Consider the following 20,632-nt stretch of genomic DNA (forward strand, 5'->3'; position numbering starts at 1 on the left):
TCGCCGCGCAAATAATAGATTGTCAAACTGCGCTAGAGCGTGTTGCGATGGATAGCATTCAGCCGGCGCTGCGAACGCGATTGCCGCACAAGTTCTGCCTCACGGTATCCAAGGGGTGGTTATAGCGCCCGCCAGCCGATGTCGCGGCGGTAGAAGCCTTCCGGCCAATTCACGGCTTCAGCCATCTCGTAGGCGCGCGCGTGCGCTTGCTCTAGGGTTGAGCCACGCGCGGTCAGGTTAAGGACCCGCCCGCCATTGGCCTCGAACTTGCCGTCGCGCCGCAGGGTTCCGGCGTGAAAGCACATCTGATCACCGGTTTCGGGCAAATCTTCCAATCCATTGATCACGCTGCCTTTAACATAGTCACCGGGATAGCCATTTGCCGCCATCACCACCGTCAACGCGTGATCGTCGGCCCAGTTCACCCGCATATCCGCCAGACGTCCCTCGGCGGCGGCATGTATCAAGTCCAGCGCCTGCGCCCCGAGCCGCATCATCAACACCTGTGCCTCTGGGTCGCCGAAGCGAGCATTGTATTCCACCAGGCGCGGTTCTCCATCCTTGATCATCAGCCCGACGTACAAAACCCCTTGATAAGGAGTGCCGCGCCGCGCCATTTCGACCACGGTTGGCTTTACGATCCGTTCCAGCACACGCTGTTCGATTGCCGATGTAAATACCGGCGCGGGCGAATAGGCACCCATGCCGCCGGTATTCGGGCCGGTATCGCCTTCGCCGACGCGTTTATGATCTTGCGCGCTTCCGATTGGCAGCACAGTTTCCCCGTCGCAAAGCACGAAGAACGAAGCCTCTTCGCCCTCCATGAATTCTTCGATCACCACATCGGCGCCAGCGGCACCGAATTCGCCGGTGAACATATCGTCAATAGCGGCAAGCGCCTGCGCCTCATTCATGGCTACGATCACGCCTTTTCCCGCCGCCAGCCCGTCGGCCTTGATCACGATGGGCGCGCCCTCGGTGCGGATGTGCGCCTTGGCAGCATCGGCGTCAGTGAAATGTGCGTAACCTGCGGTGGGCGCGCCGCATGCGTCACAAATCTCCTTGGTGAAGCGCTTTGACGCCTCAAGCTGCGCCGCCGCCGCCGAAGGTCCGAAAACCGCGATGCCCGCTGCGCGCAACCGGTCGGCAACCCCCGCAGCAAGCGGTGCCTCGGGGCCGATGATAACAAGATCAATGGCGTTTTGCTCGGCGAAGACCACCACGGCACCGCCGTCCTCGATATCGAGTTGGGCACAGGTGGCGATCTGGGCGATTCCGGCATTGCCGGGCGCAACGATCAGACGGTCGCATTTTGGGTTCTGCATCACTGCCCAGGCCAGCGCATGTTCGCGCCCGCCGCTGCCAAGGATGAGGATATTCATAGGTTGCGCTCCGATCTGCTTGGCCTCGCCTGCGCAGCGTTCTAGGCTGGCGGGAAAAGCAAGACAAGGTGCCTCATGTCCGACCTGATCGATGATCCCGCGCCGGGCCAGAACATGCCCGAATATACCGTCTCCGAGATTTCCGGGGCGGTGAAGCGCACGCTTGAGGGCGAATTCGGCCGCATCCGCGTACGTGGCGAGGTTGGGCGCGTGTTCCGCGCGCGTTCGGGGCATCTATATTACGACGTCAAAGATGACCGTAACGTTTTGGCCTGCACCACTTGGAAGGGCCAGATTGCGCGGCTGTCGGTCGAGCCCGAAGAGGGGCTAGAGGTCGTGGTGACCGGTCGCTTGACCGCTTTCGGCGCACAGTCGAAATACAACATGAATGTGGAGGAAGTCGCCGTCGCGGGTCAGGGCGCGCTGATGGCGTTGCTGGAAAAGCGCAAAAAGGCGCTGGCCGCTGAAGGCTTGTTCGACAAAGAGCGCAAGCGACCACTGCCGTTCCTGCCCGAGGTGATCGGCGTCGTCACGTCGCCTTCGGGCGCGGTGATTCGCGACATTTTGCATCGGTTGCGCGAACGTTTCCCGCGCAAGGTATTGATCTGGCCGGTCGCCGTACAGGGCACCGCCTGCGCCCCCGAGGTCGCCCGCGCGATCAACGGCTTCAACGCCCTGACTCCCGGCGGCGCGCTGCCCCGGCCCGATCTGCTGATCGTGGCGCGCGGCGGCGGCTCGGTCGAGGATCTGTGGGGGTTCAACGAGGAAATTGTCGCCCGCGCCGCCGCTGCCAGTGCGATCCCGCTGATCTCGGCGGTGGGGCACGAGACCGACACAACGTTGATCGATTTTACATCGGATCACCGAGCACCGACACCAACCGCTGCCGCTGAATTGGCCGTGCCGGTGCGCCTTGATCTGCTGACACAGATCGAATCACAAGGTGGGCGCATTCGCACCGCAGCGCGCAATGGGATTGCGCGGCGGCAACAACGTCTGGCCGATCTGGCGCGCGGTTTGCCGCGGCATGACACGCTGCTTTCGGGCCCGCGTCAGCGGCTCGACATCGCCAGCGATCGCCTGCCTGCGGCGCTGATTCGCGGGGTCCAGCATCGCCGCCTACGTCTGTCAGAGCTTTCGGGCAGCTTGCGTCCGGTCACATTGGCGCGTTTGCTGGCGGCTAACCGGACCGAGTTGCAGCGACTCTCGCTGCGGCTGTCCCCTGCGCTTGAACGCGGCTTGCGCACCCGCCGGGAACTGTATGAAAACCAGTCCGCGCGCCTGCTGCCACGGACGCTGGAGGCGCAAATTACCCGCGAACGTGTCCGGCTCGATACGCTGTCCCGGCGCCTATCGCGCTGTGGCACTACTTGGATTGAAGCGCTGCGCGGGCGTATCGAAGCGCATGATCGCCTTCTTGCCACGCTGGGATACGAGGCCACTTTGCGCCGAGGCTATGTGGTTGTGCGCGAACGCGGTAATCTGGTTACAACATGTACCGCCGCCGCACAGGCCGCGCTTTTGGAAATACAATTCGCCGACGGACGTCTTAACGTCGGGCCCCAGTCCTCACCCGCGCCCAGACCGCGTAAGACGCCGTCCCCAGAGCAGGGTTCGCTTTTTTGATCAGCCGGTTTTGACTGAACGCCAGCAGAGCCGATTGAATCAGGAGCCTACTAGTATCCGACACCTTTGCCCCGCGCCATTCTGATCTGGGCAATGACCTCAACCTCAGCGTCGAAATATAGCCCAGGCGCATTGAGAGTTTGTTTCACGCGCGTGTGAATTGGCCAATTGATCACACTTTCAACGATAATCACCGATTACGACACTATATTCTATGTTAGGGAGGGGTGACGCGGATTTGACTACAGTCATCGGCTTCAGACCCCCACCTTAGGCCCATGACATAGCATTTCCTGTCCGGTATCCTCGGCTTCATAAAGCTCAAGATCGGTCGGGTCGTTCTTGAACCGCGCGATCAGTCCGCTGGAGCCTTTTGAGAAGGTCCAGCATTGAGGCGTGGGACGGTCTTCATAAACAAAACAGATTTGGCCGTTTTCCGCATACCAGAACCCTTCCTTGCAGTCGCCATCTAGGAAGGACCAGATCACCCGCTGCCCGTCCAGATAACGTTCGGCACCATAGTTCGTGCCGTGGAGCCCGTAAAAAAGCGTTTTTCCGCGGGTGTAGCTGTCGAAGCTCTCGGCGCTCATCGCGGTTTGCGCCGCCGCGGGGGCCGCGAGGAGGAAAAGTGGAATCAGGGCGACTTTCAACATGTACCGATCCTTGCAGAATAAGGCCTCACGAGCCATAGAGCCGAGGGGGGTGGGCTGAAATAGAGGAGACAATTCCAGAAATCCTTCGTTTTCAGCCTGACGCCGCCGTTTATTGAAGCTATAAGCCGAGGCGAAGCAAATAAGGGGGCAACCAAATGGGTGCGCTGACAGAGCAAGGGGTTTGGAAATCTGGTCGCGGGAAAGGGCGGCATACGCCAAAGGGGAGGCAGCTTGAAGATGCGGCACTGAGCGAGGTTCGCACGCTTTTAGGCGATGCGCCACGGCGCCGCGATCTGCTGATCGAGTATCTGCATTTAATTCAGGACAAGTATAATCATTTGTCGGCTGCGCATATGCGTGCGCTGGCGGAAGAAATGCGCCTTCCGATGGTCGAGGTCTGGGAAGTCGCCAGTTTCTACGCCCATTTCGACCTGGTGAAAGAGGATGAAACGCCGCCGCCCGCATTGACCATTCGGGTCTGCGATTCGCTGGCTTGCGAACTGGCGGGTGCGCAGGAATTGCAAGCGGCGCTGGAGCAAGGGCTGGATGCGGATCAGGTCCGGGTGCTGCGCGCGCCCTGCATGGGCCGCTGCGATACCGCGCCGGTATTGGAATTGGGCCACAACCACATTGACTATGCGACGCCGGAAAAGGTGCGCGAAGCGATCGCGGCGAACGACACGCATGCAGATATTCCCGATTACGAGACACTGGAGGCCTACAGGGCTGAAGGTGGCTACGAGGCGCTGAAGCGCCTGCGTAAAGATGGCGATTGGGAGCAGGTGCAGCAGTCGATGCTGGATGCAGGCTTGCGCGGCCTTGGCGGCGCCGGCTTCCCTTCGGGGCGGAAATGGGGCTTCGTGCGCGCCGAAGAAGGCCCACGCTATCTGGCCGTGAATGGAGATGAGGGCGAACCGGGCACGTTCAAGGATCGTTACTATCTTGAGCGGACGCCGCATCTGTTCCTCGAAGGTATGCTGATTGCTGCTTGGGCGGTCGAAGCCGAGACCTGTTTCATCTACATGCGCGACGAATATCCGGCGGTGCTGGAAATCCTGCGCCGCGAAATTGCCGGGCTGGAAGCCGCCGGAATCGTCGAGCCCGGATATATCGACATGCGCCGGGGCGCCGGTGCCTATATCTGCGGCGAAGAAAGCGCGATGATCGAAAGCATCGAAGGCAAGCGCGGTCTGCCGCGTCACCGCCCGCCCTATGTTGCCCAGGTCGGTGTGTTCGACCGGCCAACGCTGGTACACAATATCGAGACGCTGCATTGGGTTGCGCGTATTTGCCGCGAAGGTCCCGAGATTCTGAGCTCGGTCGAAAAGAACGGGCGCAAGGGGCTGCGCAGCTTCTCGGTGTCTGGCCGGGTGGCTAAGCCGGGCGTCTATCTGTTGCCTGCAGGCAGCACGATGAACGACATCATCGAGGCCGCCGGCGGCATGCTCGAAGGCCACGCGTTCAAGGCGTATCAGCCGGGCGGTCCCTCGGCCGGTCTTCTGCCTGCGTCGATGGGCGACATCCCGATGGACTTCGACGTGCTTCAAGAACATGGCTCGTTTATCGGATCTGCGGCCATCGTGGTGTTGTCGGATAAAGACAGCGCGCGCGACGCTGCCCTTAACATGCTGCGGTTCTTCGAGGACGAAAGCTGCGGCCAGTGCACACCCTGTCGGGTTGGCTGCGAAAAGGCGGTCAAGCTGATGCAGGCGGACCGGTGGGACGAGACCCTTCTGGAAGAGATGTGCCAGGTTATGGTCGATGCCAGCATCTGCGGTCTGGGTCAGGCCGCCCCCAACCCGATCCGGTTGGTGATGAAGCACTTCCCTGAAGAAGTTTAAGCATCGTCGATGCGTTCTCTGCGTCCGCCTTTACCGGCGGGCGCAGGGCAATCAGTGCAATAGCGGCCCGGCTCTTCCAAAACTGGCCGTTCCGCACTAGGTCATGAGGAGCAATTGCGAGGATCCACATGACGTTTTTCAGTAAACTCAAGGATAGGCTGTTCAAATCTTCTTCCCGTCTGGAAGAGGGGCTGGACGCCATCGTGCAGGAAGGCGCGCAGGACGAGCCGCAAGAGGTGCCGCCAGGTCCGGACACGGCGCCGCAGCCCGAACCGATACCGCTTCCTGAAACGCCGCAAGAGGTGCCGTCACCGGAGCCGACACCGTTGCCGGATCCCGAGCCGATGCCGCAACCGGTGCCCGACCCCGATCCTCTGCCCGATCCCGAGACAATACCCGCGCCCGGTCCCGATCATATGCCGGCACCCGAACCGGAGCAGGTGCCTGATCCGGACCTTCCCGGGTCTAGCCCCGAACCTCTGCCGATTCCGCCCGGACCATCCGAAGTCCCGCAACCGGGCGGGCTGCTCAATCGTCTGCTGCGCCGCGGCGCCAAGCCGGTTGCACGCCGGACATTAGACGACGCGATGCTGGAACAGCTGGAGGAGTTGCTGATCACAGCGGATATGGGGGTTGATACGGCGCTGCGCGTTACCGCCAATATGGCCGAAGGGCGGCTGGGCAACAAGCTGTCGACCGATGAGATCAAAACCCTCTTGGCCGACGAGATCACCCGTATCATGGAGCCTGTGGCCCGCCCCATGCCGCTTTATCCCAAGCGACCGCAGGTCGTTCTGGTGGTCGGGGTGAACGGCTCGGGCAAGACCACGACCATCGGCAAGCTGGCCAGCCAGTTCAAGGCAGCCGGCAAATCGGTGGTGATCGCGGCCGGCGACACATTCCGGGCAGCGGCGGTCGAGCAGCTACAGGTGTGGGGAGACCGCGCCGGCGTGCCGGTGCTGACCGCGCCCGAAGGATCGGACCCGGCCAGCCTTGCCTTTGACGCGATGGCAAAGGCCGAGGCGGACGGGGCCGACCTGCTGATGATCGACACCGCGGGCCGGTTGCAAAATCGCGCCGACCTGATGGAAGAACTGGCCAAGATCGTGCGTGTGATCCGCAAGAAGGACGAGACCGCACCCCATAACACGTTGCTGGTGCTGGATGCCACAACCGGGCAAAATGCGTTGAACCAGGTGGAGATCTTCCGCAAGATTTCCGATGTTTCGGGTTTGGTCATGACCAAGCTGGACGGGACCGCCCGCGGTGGAGTCCTTGTGGCGCTTGCCGACAAGTTCGGCCTGCCGATTCATGCCATCGGTGTGGGCGAGCAGATCGACGATCTGGCCCCTTTCGAGCCCGCCGAATTCGCCGCCGCCCTGACCGGAAAAGAGCCATAGTGCTTTCTTATAATCATTTAGCCCTTCGCTGTGGCCTGAGGGGCTTGCCGGCGGACCCAAGCGCCGCCGTCGAAAGCTCGGCGGCCTTTACAGCGTTGATCTACTGGCCGACACTCAAGGAAATCGCCAAATTGCGGCGATGGCCGTGATCGCCGCAGTGGCGATGATAGTGAAACTGGGCGAATAGGAGCATCAATGACACAACAAGACAGCCCCACTCCCGAGCGGCGCAAGGTCAACCCGATCTTGAAACAGCTTCTGGAACTGGGCCCACCGCTGGTTTTCTTTCTGATCTATCTCACGATTCGTGACGAGACTTATACCCTGTGGGGCAGGGATTATTCCGGCTTTATCGTGGCTACGGTGGCCTTCATTCCGATTCTGCTGGGGGCGATGGTGATATTGTGGGCGCTGACGGGGCGGCTGAGCCGGATGCAGATCCTGACTGCGTTTTTGGTGATCTTTTTCGGAGGGTTGACCGCCTGGTTCAACGACGAGCGGTTCTTCAAAATGAAAACCACCATCGTTTATGGGCTGTTCGCTGGTGTATTGGGGCTGGGATTGCTGCGCCGGCAATCGTGGCTGGCCTATGTCATGGACGAGATGATGCCGATGCAGCACGAGGGCTGGATGATCCTGACGCGGCGGTTGTGTCTGGGCTTTGCGCTGCTCGCTGTCGGGAATGAGTTGGTGTGGCGGACCATGTCCACGGACCTTTGGGTGAAGGTCGAAACTTTCGGCTTTCCGGTGGCGCTGTTTGCCTTCCTGTGGTGGCAGATCATCGCTTTGCAGCCTTATATGATCGAGCCAAACGACGATTTGTGAGGCCAAGAGCGGTGGCCAGCCCCCGTACCCCCGGGGTACTTCCTACCAGAAAGAAGCAGGGGCGTGGCGCTTGACCGGCGCGCACCATGTGCGGTAAAAAGCACAGCATCGTGGCGATTTGTTACCGGATTGCGGGCCACGTAAAACGAACCGCTAAAAGGTCAGGATGAAAGACCCCTTTCGCTTGGCCGCGTTCGGGGTTTTTTTGTTGCGCCGGTGCAGTCCGGTGCGGAGGATCATGATGAATGACGACTGGAAGGCCCGCACACGGGCGGTGCATGGCGGTATTCGCCGCAGCCAATATGGCGAGCTGAGCGAGGCGATCTTTCTCACGCAGGGATTTGCCTATGACAGCGCCGAAGCCGCCGAAGCGCGGTTCATTTCGGCAGGCGAAGATGAATTCATTTATGCCCGTTACGGTAACCCCACCGTGCGCGTATTCGAGGACCGGATTGCGGCGATCGAGGGGGCTGAAGATGCCTTTGCCACAGCCAGCGGCATGGCTGCGGTCAGCGGTGCGCTGCTGGCTATGCTGAAAACCGGCGATCACGTGGTGGCTTCACGGGCGTTGTTCGGCTCTTGTCTTTATGTGCTGGAGGAAGTGCTTGCCCGTTACGGCGTCGAAGTCACTTTTGTCGATGGCACCGATCTGGCGCAATGGCGCGCGGCGCTGCGCCCGGAGACCGCGGCTGTGTTTTTCGAATCGGTTTCGAATCCGACATTAGAGGTGATCGATATTGCCGCCGTATCCGATTTGGCGCATGCGGTTGGTGCCACGGTGGTGGTGGATAATGTCTTTGCCACGCCGGTATTTTCCAATGCTATCGCGCTGGGGGCGGATGTGGTGATCTATTCCGCCACCAAACATATCGATGGCCAAGGACGTACGCTGGGTGGTGTCGTTCTGGGGCAGCGCGATTTCATCCGAAAGACCGTTGAACCCTTTATGAAGCACACGGGTGGTGCGATGAGCCCGTTTACCGCATGGGTCATGCTCAAGGGGTTGGAAACAATGGATCTACGGGTGCGGGCACAGGCGGCCAGTGCGCTGGCCATCGCCGAAGCCCTTCAGGGCAAGGCGGGGCTGGCGCGGATAATCTATCCGGGTCTCGCGGACCATGCCCAGTACGGGCTATGCATGGCCCAGATGGGGCAGGGCGGCACCGTGCTGGCACTGGATCTTGAAGGGGGCAGGCAAGCGGCATTCGCCTTTATCAACGCGCTACAAATTCCGACGATCTCGAATAACCTGGGTGATGCCAAGTCCATCATTACGCATCCCGCGACTACCACGCATCAGCGCCTTTCCGACGCTGACAAGCAGCATCTCGGGATCACTCCGGGCCTCGTGCGCCTATCGGTCGGGATCGAAGATCTGGCGGATCTAATGGCGGATATAAGTCAAGCGCTTGAAGTTGCCCGGGACAGTGTTTCGTGAGCCAGCAGAGGCTTGACAGCTGATGAAAGGAAAGTCGTGGCAATATGCGCCGCGATTTACTACATAGCGTGTTAAATACGACAAGGGGATTTTCGATGAACGTCCATAATCCAGTTTTGGACCGCACGCCGGCCCAGGATGAAGCCGAAGAAGCACTGCATCTGCTGCGCACATGGGCAAAGACTGCGACGCCGGAAGATATCACCGGACTTGATCCAGCGCTCGCGCGCCTGATTCAGGATGACAACAAGATCGGCTACCCGTCGTTTTCGCGGGATTATCCGGCCGATTTTACCGTCGATCCCGATTATCGCCGGGGGTTGCCTGATTTGCAAAACGGCCCGTCCAGCCTGATTCTTGGGGCGCGCCAGCAGATCCAGCACGTGGGGATTTCCAATTTTCGCCTGCCAATCCGGTTTCACCGGCGCGATAGCGATGACCTGACGCTGGAAACTTCGGTAACCGGCACCGTCAGCCTAGAGGCTGAAAAGAAGGGCATCAATATGTCCCGTATTATGCGCAGCTTCTATGTGCATAGCGAACGCACCTTCAGCTTTGAAGTGATTGAGGCGGTGCTAGACGACTACAAGGCCGATCTTGAAAGTCTGGATGCCCGTATTCAGATGCGGTTTTCGTTCCCGGTGAAGCTGGACAGCCTTCGCTCGGGGCTGTCGGGTTATCAGTACTATGATATCGCGCTGGAACTGATCGAAAGTGGCGGTGTCCGGCAGAAAATCATGCATTTGGATTACGTCTATTCCTCGACCTGTCCATGTTCACTGGAGTTGTCGGAACATGCCCGTGAAACGCGGGGCCAGTTGGCTACGCCGCATTCGCAGCGATCAGTTGCGCGGGTCTCCGTCGCGCTGGAGCCGGGGGGAACTTGCCTTTGGTTCGAGGATTTGATCGAAGCCTGCCGCCGGGCGGTGCCCACCGAAACACAGGTGATGGTCAAACGAGAGGACGAGCAGGCCTTCGCCGAACTGAATGCCGCCCATCCGATCTTTGTCGAGGATGCAGCGCGCCTGTTTTGTGAACAGTTGCAGAAAGACCCCCGTATTGGCGATTTTCGCATCATCGCCAGCCATCAGGAAAGCCTGCATAGCCATGACGCGGTCAGCATGCTGGTCCATGGCGAGACCTTCGATTCTGGGAGTATCGATCCCAAGCTGTTCTCGACATTATTCCACGTCGGCTAGCGCGTCAGCCAAGGCCGGTAACAAAAGGTGATGCTGCGGCGCAGCATTGTTCTGGCGATGTCATAGTTCCGTGCTAAGATATAGGAAACCGGATGGCCCGGCAGGAACTAGATGATGTTTGATATGGTCGCACGGTCGCATGATATGATCCGTCTGTGTTGGAACATGACATTGTTGGCGCAGGATGCCCAATATGTCATGAGCATGCGTATTATGGGCCTGTCGGGAGGCTGGTCGGTGCCGCGCAGTGAAAACCGCAAGATGGTGGAGGAAAAACTGCCCGCCTTTACCGAAGGCATGATCGCCGGCACGGTTGCGACGATGACTGGAACCGGACCGGAAAAGGCGCTGCAAGCGGCGATCGCGCCCATGTCGAAAAAGGCCCGCGCGAACCGCAAACGTCTGGCCAAACGCGGACCCCGCTGACCGAGGGTGCGTTTCGCGTGGCTCTGTCTTGACACAGGCGCGTGGGCGCGCCAACGCTGCGCCTTATGCTGGATCTGCGCCCTGTAGGATATGTCATCGGCCTGTTGGTCGCCATGTTGGGAGCGACCATGGTGCTGCCCCTGCTGGTTGATCTGGCGCAGGGGCAGGGCCATTGGCGCATCTTTTTGCAAAGCGGTGTGATTACGGTGCTGAGCGGCGGGCTGGTCGCGCTGTCTTGCTCGAACGGGGTCAAGGAGGGGCTGACGATTCAGCAGACCTTTCTTCTGACCACCGGTGTCTGGCTGGCCTTGCCTCTGTTTGGCGCCTTGCCGCTGATGATGGGCGCGACCGAGTTGCGCTTTGTCGATGCGTTTTTCGAGGCGATGTCGGGGCTGACCACCACTGGATCGACGGTGATTACCGGGCTTGACGAATTGCCGCGCGGGATCCTGCTGTGGCGGGGCATCCTGCAATGGCTGGGTGGCATCGGTATCGTGGTTGTTGCGATGGTGTTTCTGCCCGAGCTGCGCGTCGGCGGCATGCAAATCTTCCGCGCCGAAGCCTTTGACACGATGGGCAAGATCCTGCCGCGCGCGACGCAGATCGCCGCGCAGATCTCCGTCATCTACGTATTCTTTACCTTTGCCTGCGTGTTGTCTTACCTAGCTGTCGGTATGTCGTTTTTTGATGCATCAGTGCATGCTTTCACCACCGTATCGACCGGCGGCTTTGCCAATTATGATGCCTCGTTCGCTACCTTTACCGGGCCTGCGGAATATATCGCTTCGTTTTTCATGATTCTGGCCGTGCTGCCTTTTGTTCTTTATGTGCAGTTGTTAAACGGGCGCTACAAGCCGCTGTTGCGCGACAGTCAGGTGCGCGTGTTCCTGTCAGTCGTTGCGGTTCTGGTGGGTATCGTCGCGGTTGCCTTGACGCGGATGTTTCCCCATCACTGGGAGCAGGCCCTGCGCGAAGCTCTGTTCAACATCACCTCGATCATCACCGGCACGGGCTATGCCAGCGTGGATTACATGCTGTGGGGGCCGTTCCTGATTTCACTGTTTTTCTTTATCGGGCTGATCGGAGGCTGTGCCGGCTCGACCACCTGCTCGATCAAGATTTTCCGCTATCAGTTGCTGTTCTCCTCGATTCGGGTCCAGTTGCAGCGCATCCGTTCGCCGCATGGCATCTTCACGCCGCGTTACAACGGCAAGCAGGTCGGCCCGGATGTGCTGAATTCGGTGATGGTGTTCTTCGTGTTTTTCATCGTTTCGCTGGGGCTGTTCGCGGTGGCGCTGGCGCTGACCGGACTGGATTTCACGACATCCCTGTCAGGCGCGGCGACGGCTATGGGGAATATCGGCCCCGGCTTGGGCGAGATCATCGGACCGGCGGGAAATTTCTCGTCGTTGAACGATCCCGCCAAGTGGATCCTGTCGTTGGCTATGCTGGTCGGGCGGCTGGAGTTGATGGCGGTCTATGTCATGCTGACGGCGCAATTCTGGCGGGCCTGAGACAGTGTGCCGCTCCCGTCAGTCCCAGCAATTGACGAGCACCGTCATCCCCCGCGCCAGATGATGCAGATCTGCTGGTTTCAGCGTCGCGGTGTCGCTGCCCGTGCGGGTTGTGATCCCGGCCAGTTCCAGAACATTGCGGATCGCAGTCGCATTGGCGATCAGGCTGACATCGCGGGGCAGTTTTCGCCCTGGTTGCGCTGCGGGCAGAAGCATGCCGACCACTTGACCGGCAGCGTCGAGAACCGGCCCGCCGGCGTCGCCCGACGTCGTTGCCATGTTTAGACGCGACAACTCCGCCTCTCCGTGCAGCCCCTTTACATCGGCCAGCGTGCCATAGGTCAGTGTGGGTGCGCCCAGCACCCCGTCATAAGAATATCCGATAAGTGTCACTTCCGATTGCAGGCGCGGCGCATTTGGGCGGAACTGTGCAACGGCCATCGGCGCAAGCGGCTGCAACGGCCGCAGCACGGCGACTCGCAGTGCGTTGTCGCTGAACGCGATTTCGGCATCATTGCCATCAATCGAGATCCGAGCGCAGCTTTCCACGGCATCCGCGGTGGTGGCAACCGTGCCTTGGGCATCGACATAAAACCCGGATCGCGCGACACGCGGTTTGCGCACCAATAGTCCCGAGACCAGATCGATATCCTGCTCCACTTCTTCGCTCACGGCCGGTTGCAATATGCCGGGGATCGGTCTGAAGCTGGACCGCATCCGGGCCAGAATACGCTGGCGGCGCGCTTCATCGCCGGTCGGCCAGACCAGCGTAAAGCCCTTGATCTGACCGTCGATTAGCGTCGCCTGCGTATAGGTGGCAATTTCCTGATTGCGCCCCTCGATGGTAAAGCGGTCGCGTGTGCGATTGCGGGGTCCTTCAGGCGGCACGATGCTTAGCGTTTGCATGACGTCATATAGTCCTGACAGGGCGTCCGGGTTTCCGGGCTGGCTGATCAACAGCACGCGCGCGCCCAGATCGGTGCTGGACTCGTAATGAGCAAACGGCGCTTCGTGGCTTTTAAAGCCGACAACCGCGGTCGGTATCTCGATCTGGATTCCCGCCTTTTCATCGCGTATCCGCTCCATGCCGACACTGGTCAGCGGCGCGTTATATTGCTCCATCAGCGCTGTGCGCTGCGCGGTGGTAAGAACGCCAGTGGCTTCATAGCCGTTGGAAATCTGCCAATCGGACATCGCGCGGCGGGTACCGGCCCCGAACGCACCGTCAACAGTGCTATGGTAAAACCCCGCCTCGTGTAGAGCGGTCTGCAAATCGCGCCGCTCGTCGCCGGTCAGCAATTGCTCACCGCGCCGGGCCTCGGCCGCGGTTTCGTCTGAAGCCTGAGTCTGGGCCGGCGGCAGAGGCGTATCCGCTATGGGAATCGAGGGGTCGATGGTGTCGCGATTTAGCAGATTGGCCCCAACCGGCCAGAACTGCTGGTCCAAGTTGCTGGACAGGGCAATAAAGCTGTCGCTCGGGATCTGCCCTTCGGCGCGATAGACTTGCAAGACCCGTTCGGCATCGCTGCGCATATAGGGGCCAAGCAGGATCGCATACCAGCCATTGCCCAGCGAAAAACCGTTCACATCGGCCAGAATCCCAGCATAGACCTGCGCACGGGCCTGCGCCTCGCGCAGGCTGGGCCGTGCTTCGATCTGGACCCAAGCAGAATTGCGCTGGTCTTGAGCATGGGCTGGATATGATAACATCGAAAATGCAATGACAAAGAAAGCGACCATTGTTTTCATCAGAGCTATCTCGCCTTTCGAACTGCCCAGGGTTTCGCGCAGATAAACAGGAAATCTCCGCGATTGCCATGCCATAGATGCACAACATCGACCGCTTATGTGCCGTTGACCCCGTCGGCTGCCTTGCATAGGTAAAACCCGCGTTTGCCGGACGGGTCCGGCCTGCGCCGCAGCACCGAAAAGAGGTTTCCGATCATGGCCGACAGCATTGGCGCCCCGCGTTCCTTTCAGGACATCCTGATGCGGCTACAAGCCTATTGGGCAGCACAGGGCTGCGCCATCCTGCAGCCCTATGACATGGAGGTGGGGGCGGGCACATTCCACCCCGCCACGACGCTGCGCAGTCTGGGCAGCACACCGTGGGCCGCGGCCTATGTCCAGCCCTCGCGCCGGCCGACTGATGGGCGCTATGGCGAGAACCCGAACCGGATGCAGCACTATTACCAGTTTCAAGTGCTGATCAAGCCCAGCCCGCCGAACCTGCAGGACCTATATCTGGGCAGTCTTTCGGCGATTGGCATCGATATGGATCTGCACGATATCCGCTTTGTCGAAGATGACTGGGAAAGCCCGACGCTGGGGGCTTGGGGCCTGGGCTGGGAGGTTTGGTGCGATGGTATGGAAGTGTCGCAATTCACCTATTTCCAGCAGGTCGGCGGCCATGATTGTTCGCCGGTCTCGGGCGAGTTGACCTATGGGCTTGAGCGATTGGCGATGTATGTGCTGGGCGTCGAACATGTGATGGACATGCCGTTCAACGATCCCGATGCGCCGATCCCGTTGAGCTATGGCGATGTGTTCCGCCAGACCGAAGAAGAGTATGCGCGCTGGAACTTTGATGTGGCCGACACCGCCATGCTGCTCCGCCACTTTGAGGAGGCCGAGGCCGAATGCGCCGCGATCCTCGCGCAGCCTGCGCAAGACCCAAAAACCGGCAAACGTATCATCATGGCGCATCCGGCCTATGATCAGTGCATCAAGGCGTCACATATCTTCAATCTGCTGGACGCGCGCGGGGTGATTTCGGTGACCGAGCGTCAGGCCTATATCGGGCGGGTGCGAGCGCTGGCCAGAAAATGCGCGGACGCGTTTGTGCAGACGCGCGCCGGCGGATTTCAGGCGTGACCGGGAAGTCCCTCGCTTTGATCTTGGCGCTCTGTGCGGCAATCGCTGGCGGGGCCATGTATTACCTGCAGGTCTATGGATTTTACTACCCGGTGGATGACGCACCTGAGCAGGGCGTGACACTGGCCTTGCGCGACTCGGACACTGCAACAACGATCGACTTTGAGGATTTCGAGGCGATTGATGCCGACAGTTCGCCGATCCGCTATCGTGCCTGTTTCACCACCGCCGCGGACCCGGTTGAACTGGCGCAGACCCACGTGACGCTAACCGACATGGTGCCGCGCAACGCGCCGGGCTGGTTTGATTGTTTCGATGCTGCGGCGCTCACGCGCGAGATCGAGGCCGGAACCGCCACCGTGTTCTTGGGCACCAAGAACATCGCATATGGTGTTGATCGCGTCATTGCTATTACCGACCAAGGTCGCGGCTATATCTGGCACGACCTGAACAATTGCGGCAATAAAACCTATGACGGGACCGTGATAGGCGAAGAGTGCCCGCCCCGCCCTGATACGCAAAGGACCAACTGATGCCCGATCTGCTGATTGAACTCTTTTCCGAGGAAATCCCCGCCCGGATGCAGGTGCGCGCGGCGAAAGATCTGAAGCAGCGCATAACCGACGGCTTGGTCGAGGCGGGCCTGACCTATGCCGGGGCCGAAGCCTTTGCGACCCCGCGCCGTCTGACGTTGGCGATCGAGGGGTTGACCGCCGAGTCCCCCACCGTGCGCGAGGAGCGCAGAGGTCCGCGTGTTGATGCGCCTGAAAAGGCAGTGCAGGGTTTTTTGCGTGGCGCGGGGCTGACGCTGGATCAATTGGAAAAGCGCGATACGCCCAAAGGGGAGGTGTATTTCGCGTTGATCGAGAAGCCGGGCAGGCAAGCCGCCGAGATCGTGGCCGAGGTTCTGGAAGCGGTGGTGCGCAACTTTCCTTGGCCCAAATCCATGCGCTGGGGCCATGGCAGCTTGCGCTGGGTGCGTCCGCTACATTCGATCCTGTGCATCCTGACAGATGAGGACGGCGCGCAGGTGGTGCCGCTGGCCATCGACGGGATCGCGGCGGGGAACAGCACCGAAGGTCACCGCTTCATGTCGCAGGGGCGGTTTTCGGTCAGCTCGTTCGAGGATTACGAAGCCAAGCTGAAACGCGCGCATGTGATGTTGTCAGCGTCCGAACGGGTCGAGCATATCTGGCACGACGCCACCAATATGGCTTTCGCCTCTGGTCTTGAGCTGGTCGAGGACCGCGCCTTGCTGGACGAGGTCGCCGGGCTGGTCGAATGGCCGGTAGTTTTGATGGGCGAGATCGACCCCGAGTATCTGGAACTGCCGCCCGAAGTGTTGCAGACGTCGATGCGCGAACATCAGAAGTTCTTTTCGGTGCGTGATTCCAAAAGCGGCAAAATCGTGCGCTTTGTGACCGTGGCGAACCGCGAAACCGCCGATAACGGCGCGATCATCCTTGCCGGAAACCGCAAGGTGCTGGGCGCGCGACTGGCTGATGCGCAGTTCTTTTGGCACAATGATTTGCGCATTGCGCAGGCCGAAATCGGCAATTGGACCCAAGCGCTGGATAACGTGACCTTCCACAATAAGCTGGGCAGTCAGGGCACGCGCATCGCGCGCATCGCCGCGCTGGCGCGCGAGATTGCACCGGTGACGGGGGCCGATCCCGATGCCGCCGAACAGGCCGCGCTGCTGGCGAAGGCCGATCTGTCGAGCGAGATGGTCGGCGAATTCCCCGAGCTTCAGGGGGTGATGGGGCGCTATTATATCGCCGCTGCCGGGTATGATGCGGCTGTGGCACAGGCGGCGCAGGAACATTACTCGCCCCTCGGCCCATCCGACACGGTGCCCTCCGCTCCGGTGTCGGTTGCCGTGGCGCTGGCCGACAAGATCGACACGCTGACCGGGTTCTGGGCGATCGACGAAAAGCCGACCGGCTCGAAAGACCCCTTCGCGTTGCGGCGGGCGGCGTTGGGGGTGATCCGGTTGGTGCTGGAGAACGATCTGGTGCTGGATTTGAACCTTATATTGACGACTGCATTTGTCGCACATGGGGTGCTTGGTCCTGACCCGACGAATAGCGCCGATTGCAAGGGAGTGGCTGATAGAACAAACCTCCTCGCTTTCCTCCACGACCGCCTCAAGGTCCATCTGCGCGAGCAGGGCATCCGGCATGACATTATCGACGCCTGCATCGCCATGCCGAACAGCGATGATCTGACCCTTCTGGTCAAGCGGGCGCAGGCGCTGGATGCCGAGTTGAAAACCGAAGAGGGCGAGAACCTGCTGCAAGGGTTCAAACGCGCCAACAATATTTTAAGCCAGGCCGAGGAAAAGGACGGCGTCGAATACTCCTTCGGGGCCGATCCGAAATTCGCCGAAGATCCGAGCGAAACCGCGCTGTTCGCGGCGCTGGAACAGGCCGAACCGCAGATCGAATCAGCATTGGCGCAAGAGGATTTTCCCGCCGCGATGGCGACAATGGCCGGTTTGCGCGGGCCGATCGATGCGTTTTTCGAGGCAGTGCAGATCAATACCGAAAACCAGACCCTGCGCCGCAACCGGTTGAACCTGCTGCACCAGATCCGCGCCACCTGTATGAAAGTCGCGGATTTGACGCGGATCGAGGGGTGACGCGCGCAAGGTATTCGTGCCGTCTGGTCAGAAAAACACAACGCGTACAATAAGCCAATCGCCTCTTTGCACTGCTGTGTCCGGGTCTTATGTTGCGGCAACACGAAAGGTGCTGCAGTGCAGAACAATCCTGACATAACGCTGATAACCGCAGGTGCTCCGATAACCGCCTCTAAGCATGGCGGCCGGGCGAAATGTCTGCAAAGGTTGGTGCGGCTGGATCTGCCGGTGCCGCGCACCGTGGCGCTGTCCTTTGGCACGGTAAACCGCATCACGTCTGGCGATTTGCCTGACATGGCGAAGATACTCGAACAGTTTGCCCCGGACAGTCTGCTTTGTGTGCGCCCATCCTCGGAAGACCCCGATTGGGGCGGGCCGGGCGCGGTGCTGAATATTGGGATGAATGAGGCGCGTTGCGCAGAACTGGGCGAAACGTTGGGGCCCGAGGCGGCTGTGCAGCTTTATCAACGATTTGTACAAGCCTATGCAGTGCATGTTGCAGAGCTGGATCCCGATCTGTTCGACGATATCACTGACACGGGGCAGCCGGGGCTGGCCGCGACCTTGCGCGTCTATGAAGAGGAAACCGACGAGCCGTTCCCCCAGGAGCCGGGCGCACAGTTAGCGGGTGTGTTGCGGTCTATGGCGCGGGCCTGGGGCAGCACTTCGGCGCGGTTGTTACGGCAAGCCAAGGGCGCGCCGGTCGAAGCTGGTCTGGGCCTTGTGGTGCAGCAGATGATTCCGCTTGTCGGGCAGGCGGAATGCGGTGCCGGGGTTATGCAGCTGGTCGATGTGGTCACCGGCCAGCTACAAATCACGGGCCGTTATCGCAGCCGCAACCGTGAGCGCGCGGCGCTTGGAGCCACGACGACGCTTTATCTGCAGCGCGACAAGCGCGGCCCGGCGCTGGAAGATGTCGCCCCCGAGGCGTTCGCTGCGTTGACAGCCTATGCCGCATTGATGCGCGAGAAATTGCGCGAAGAGATGCAGGTCGAATTTGTCATCGAAAATGGCGCTGTCCATATTCTTGACGGGGTGCGTGCGCCGCGCAGTAGTCGTGCTGCAGTGCGGATTGCGGTGCGGCTTGCGCAGGATGGCATCATTACACCGCAAGAAGCGGTGATGCGCGTCGACCCGCACAGTCTGAATGCGCTGTTGCACCCTCAGGTTGCGCCGGGCGCCAAGCGCGATATTCTGGTCACGGGCATTGCCGCCAGTCCGGGGGCTGCGACCGGGCGTATCGTGTTCACCTCGGCGGCGGCGCAGGCCAGCGCGGCGCGGCGTGAACCGTGTGTTTTGGTGCGGCGCGAAACGTCGCCCGAGGACATAAGGGGCATGCACGCATCGGTTGCCGTGCTGACCGAACGTGGCGGTATGTCAAGCCATGCGGCAGTGATCGGGCGCGGTTTCGGGTTGCCTTGCATTGTTGGCGCATCGAGTTTGCGGTTCCAAACCAGCAAGGGGCCGATCACAACGGCGGATGGCCGGGTGCTGAAAGCCGGGGATATGATTACGATCGACGGCACGACAGGGCAGGTGCTCGCGGGCGAACCCGAGATGCTTGGGGCGGCGCTGGATGATGCATTTCAGACGCTGATGCAATGGGTCGACGCGGCGCGCGACATCGAGGTACGTGCCAATGCCGACACCCCTGAGGATGCGCAGACAGCGCGCAACTTCAAGGCCCAGGGGATCGGTTTGTGCCGCACCGAGCACATGTTTTCCCAACCCGGTCGGCTGACCGTCATGCGCGAGATGATATTTGCCGACACTGGCGCGGAACGTGCAGCGGTTCTTGAACGCCTGCTGCCGATGCAGCGCGATGATTTTGCCCAGTTGTTCCGCATAATGCAGGGGTTGCCGGTCTGCGTCCGCCTGTTTGACCCGCCGCTGCATGAGTTCCTGCCGACCTCGCGGACGGGCCAGCGCGAACTGGCGAAGGCGCTGGGTCTGCCAGTTTCCGATGTCTCGCGCCGAGTCGAAACAATGTTTGAATACAACCCGATGCTCGGCCTGCGCGGGGTGCGGTTGGGCGTCATCCTGCCGGAAATTTACGACATGCAGGTGCGCGCGATATTCGAAGCCACGCTGCTCGCCATTGATGCAGGCGCACCCTTGGTGCCCGATGTCATGATTCCGCTGGTCAGCGCCGCACCCGAGGTCGAATTGGTCAGCGCCCGTATCAAGGCAGTGGCGGCTGCCGTGCGCGCCGAAAAGGGGCGCGATTTTAATTACCGTCTCGGGGTGATGGTCGAAACGCCGCGCGCCTGCCTGCAGGCAGGTGAGATCGCGCCATATGTCGAATTCCTGAGCTTTGGCACCAATGATCTGACCCAGATGGCCTATGGTCTGTCGCGTGACGATGCCGGACGGTTCATGTCGAACTATGTGCAAAAGGGCATTTACCCCGAAGATCCGTTCCATGTGCTTGATGTCGATGGCGTGGGCGAATTGCTTAGCCTTGGGGCTGACCGCGGCCGTGCGGCCAGTCCGGAAATAACACTGTCGATCTGCGGCGAACATGGCGGCAATCCAGAATCCATCGCGTTTTGTCGCGACGCCGGTTTCGACTATGTGTCTTGTTCACCATATCGGGTGCCAGTGGCGCGGTTGGCGGCAGCTCAATATGCGATTCGCCATAAAATCGGTCTGGACGACTGACGGGGTAACTTACACCTCGCCGGCGCTGTTAATTTGCAACTATTAGCGAATTTTCGGCGGTTTTTCTCCGTTTTTAGCAGGTAATTTCGCTCAAACTGGACCTTTGGTTGACTCCCGGCTATGGCCGCGCGGCATCTGCTGCAATGAGTCCG

At 60.4% G+C, this 20,632-nt stretch carries 15 protein-coding genes and 1 riboswitch; of the genes, 12 read left to right on the top strand and 3 right to left on the bottom strand.

The annotated features are described in order from the left end of the window. Nucleotides 1–119: 119 nt before the first annotated feature. A complete protein-coding gene (gene purD, locus JAO82_RS11575) occupies nt 120–1,382 on the bottom strand; it encodes a phosphoribosylamine--glycine ligase (protein WP_198686546.1) in 1,263 nt (420 codons plus the stop codon). A 75-nt stretch (nt 1,383–1,457) separates the two neighbouring features. Between purD and xseA the strand changes: the two genes are divergently transcribed. Further along, nucleotides 1,458–3,008: an exodeoxyribonuclease VII large subunit gene (gene xseA / locus JAO82_RS11580; protein WP_198686547.1), complete on the top strand. Its 1,551-nt coding sequence runs from the start codon at nt 1,458–1,460 to the stop codon at nt 3,006–3,008. 257 nt (nt 3,009–3,265) lie between these two features. Here the strand turns inward: xseA and JAO82_RS11585 are convergent, their stop codons facing one another. Beyond that, the gene (locus JAO82_RS11585; RefSeq protein ID WP_198686548.1) at nt 3,266–3,661 is read right to left on the bottom strand and encodes a hypothetical protein; all 396 of its coding nucleotides are present in this window, start codon (nt 3,659–3,661) and stop codon (nt 3,266–3,268) included. A gap of 155 nt (nt 3,662–3,816) precedes the next feature. On the opposite strand from JAO82_RS11585, the gene JAO82_RS11590 reads away from it, so the two are divergent. The 7 genes from JAO82_RS11590 to JAO82_RS11620 all read left to right on the top strand — a co-directional run bounded on the left by JAO82_RS11590 (nt 3,817) and on the right by JAO82_RS11620 (nt 12,304). After that, a complete protein-coding gene (locus JAO82_RS11590; RefSeq protein WP_198686549.1) occupies nt 3,817–5,502 on the top strand; it encodes an NAD(P)H-dependent oxidoreductase subunit E in 1,686 nt (561 codons plus the stop codon). A gap of 128 nt (nt 5,503–5,630) precedes the next feature. Then, nucleotides 5,631–6,902 carry a signal recognition particle-docking protein FtsY gene (gene ftsY / locus JAO82_RS11595; RefSeq protein ID WP_198686550.1) on the top strand — a complete coding sequence of 424 codons (1,272 nt, stop codon included), beginning with the start codon at nt 5,631–5,633 and terminating at the stop codon, nt 6,900–6,902. Between the two features lie 195 nt (nt 6,903–7,097). Continuing rightward, nucleotides 7,098–7,727: an inner membrane-spanning protein YciB gene (locus JAO82_RS11600; RefSeq protein WP_198686551.1), complete on the top strand. Its 630-nt coding sequence runs from the start codon at nt 7,098–7,100 to the stop codon at nt 7,725–7,727. A 100-nt stretch (nt 7,728–7,827) separates the two neighbouring features. Further along, a riboswitch (SAM riboswitch) is annotated at nt 7,828–7,904 on the top strand. Between the two features lie 64 nt (nt 7,905–7,968). Then, nucleotides 7,969–9,165 (top strand): O-succinylhomoserine sulfhydrylase, encoded by a 1,197-nt coding sequence (metZ, locus tag JAO82_RS11605; protein ID WP_198686607.1) that lies wholly within the window; start codon nt 7,969–7,971, stop codon nt 9,163–9,165. Nucleotides 9,166–9,260: 95 nt separating this feature from the next. After that, nucleotides 9,261–10,364 carry a GTP cyclohydrolase FolE2 gene (gene folE2, locus JAO82_RS11610; protein ID WP_198686552.1) on the top strand — a complete coding sequence of 368 codons (1,104 nt, stop codon included), beginning with the start codon at nt 9,261–9,263 and terminating at the stop codon, nt 10,362–10,364. Between the two features lie 114 nt (nt 10,365–10,478). After that, nucleotides 10,479–10,790 carry an antifreeze protein gene (locus JAO82_RS11615; protein ID WP_198686553.1) on the top strand — a complete coding sequence of 104 codons (312 nt, stop codon included), beginning with the start codon at nt 10,479–10,481 and terminating at the stop codon, nt 10,788–10,790. A 65-nt stretch (nt 10,791–10,855) separates the two neighbouring features. Next, nucleotides 10,856–12,304, top strand: coding sequence for a TrkH family potassium uptake protein (locus JAO82_RS11620; protein WP_198686554.1), 1,449 nt, complete (start codon nt 10,856–10,858; stop codon nt 12,302–12,304). Between the two features lie 18 nt (nt 12,305–12,322). Here JAO82_RS11620 and JAO82_RS11625 read toward each other — a convergent pair whose 3' ends face one another. Then, nucleotides 12,323–14,053 carry a trypsin-like peptidase domain-containing protein gene (locus JAO82_RS11625; protein ID WP_198686555.1) on the bottom strand — a complete coding sequence of 577 codons (1,731 nt, stop codon included), beginning with the start codon at nt 14,051–14,053 and terminating at the stop codon, nt 12,323–12,325. 195 nt (nt 14,054–14,248) lie between these two features. Here JAO82_RS11625 and JAO82_RS11630 point away from each other — a divergent pair, with 195 nt between their 5' ends. The 4 genes from JAO82_RS11630 (at nt 14,249) to JAO82_RS11645 (ending at nt 20,480) form a co-directional block, all read left to right on the top strand. After that, entirely contained in the window at nt 14,249–15,178 is a 930-nt protein-coding gene (locus JAO82_RS11630) for a glycine--tRNA ligase subunit alpha (RefSeq protein WP_198686556.1), read from the top strand. Next, the gene (locus tag JAO82_RS11635) at nt 15,175–15,711 is read left to right on the top strand and encodes a DUF6446 family protein (RefSeq protein ID WP_332872522.1); all 537 of its coding nucleotides are present in this window, start codon (nt 15,175–15,177) and stop codon (nt 15,709–15,711) included. Before JAO82_RS11630 ends, JAO82_RS11635 begins: the two co-directional genes overlap by 4 nt. Nucleotides 15,712–15,758: 47 nt before the next feature. Then, nucleotides 15,759–17,819, top strand: coding sequence for a glycine--tRNA ligase subunit beta (gene glyS, locus JAO82_RS11640; RefSeq protein ID WP_408635542.1), 2,061 nt, complete (start codon nt 15,759–15,761; stop codon nt 17,817–17,819). Nucleotides 17,820–17,936: 117 nt separating this feature from the next. Next, on the top strand, nt 17,937–20,480 hold the full coding sequence (locus tag JAO82_RS11645; protein WP_332872523.1) for a putative PEP-binding protein: 2,544 nt from the start codon (nt 17,937–17,939) through the stop codon (nt 20,478–20,480). The last annotated feature ends 152 nt before the right edge of the window (nt 20,481–20,632 follow it).

Source organism: Pontibaca salina (assembly GCF_016307205.1).
Lineage (GTDB): Bacteria > Pseudomonadota > Alphaproteobacteria > Rhodobacterales > Rhodobacteraceae > Pontibaca > Pontibaca salina.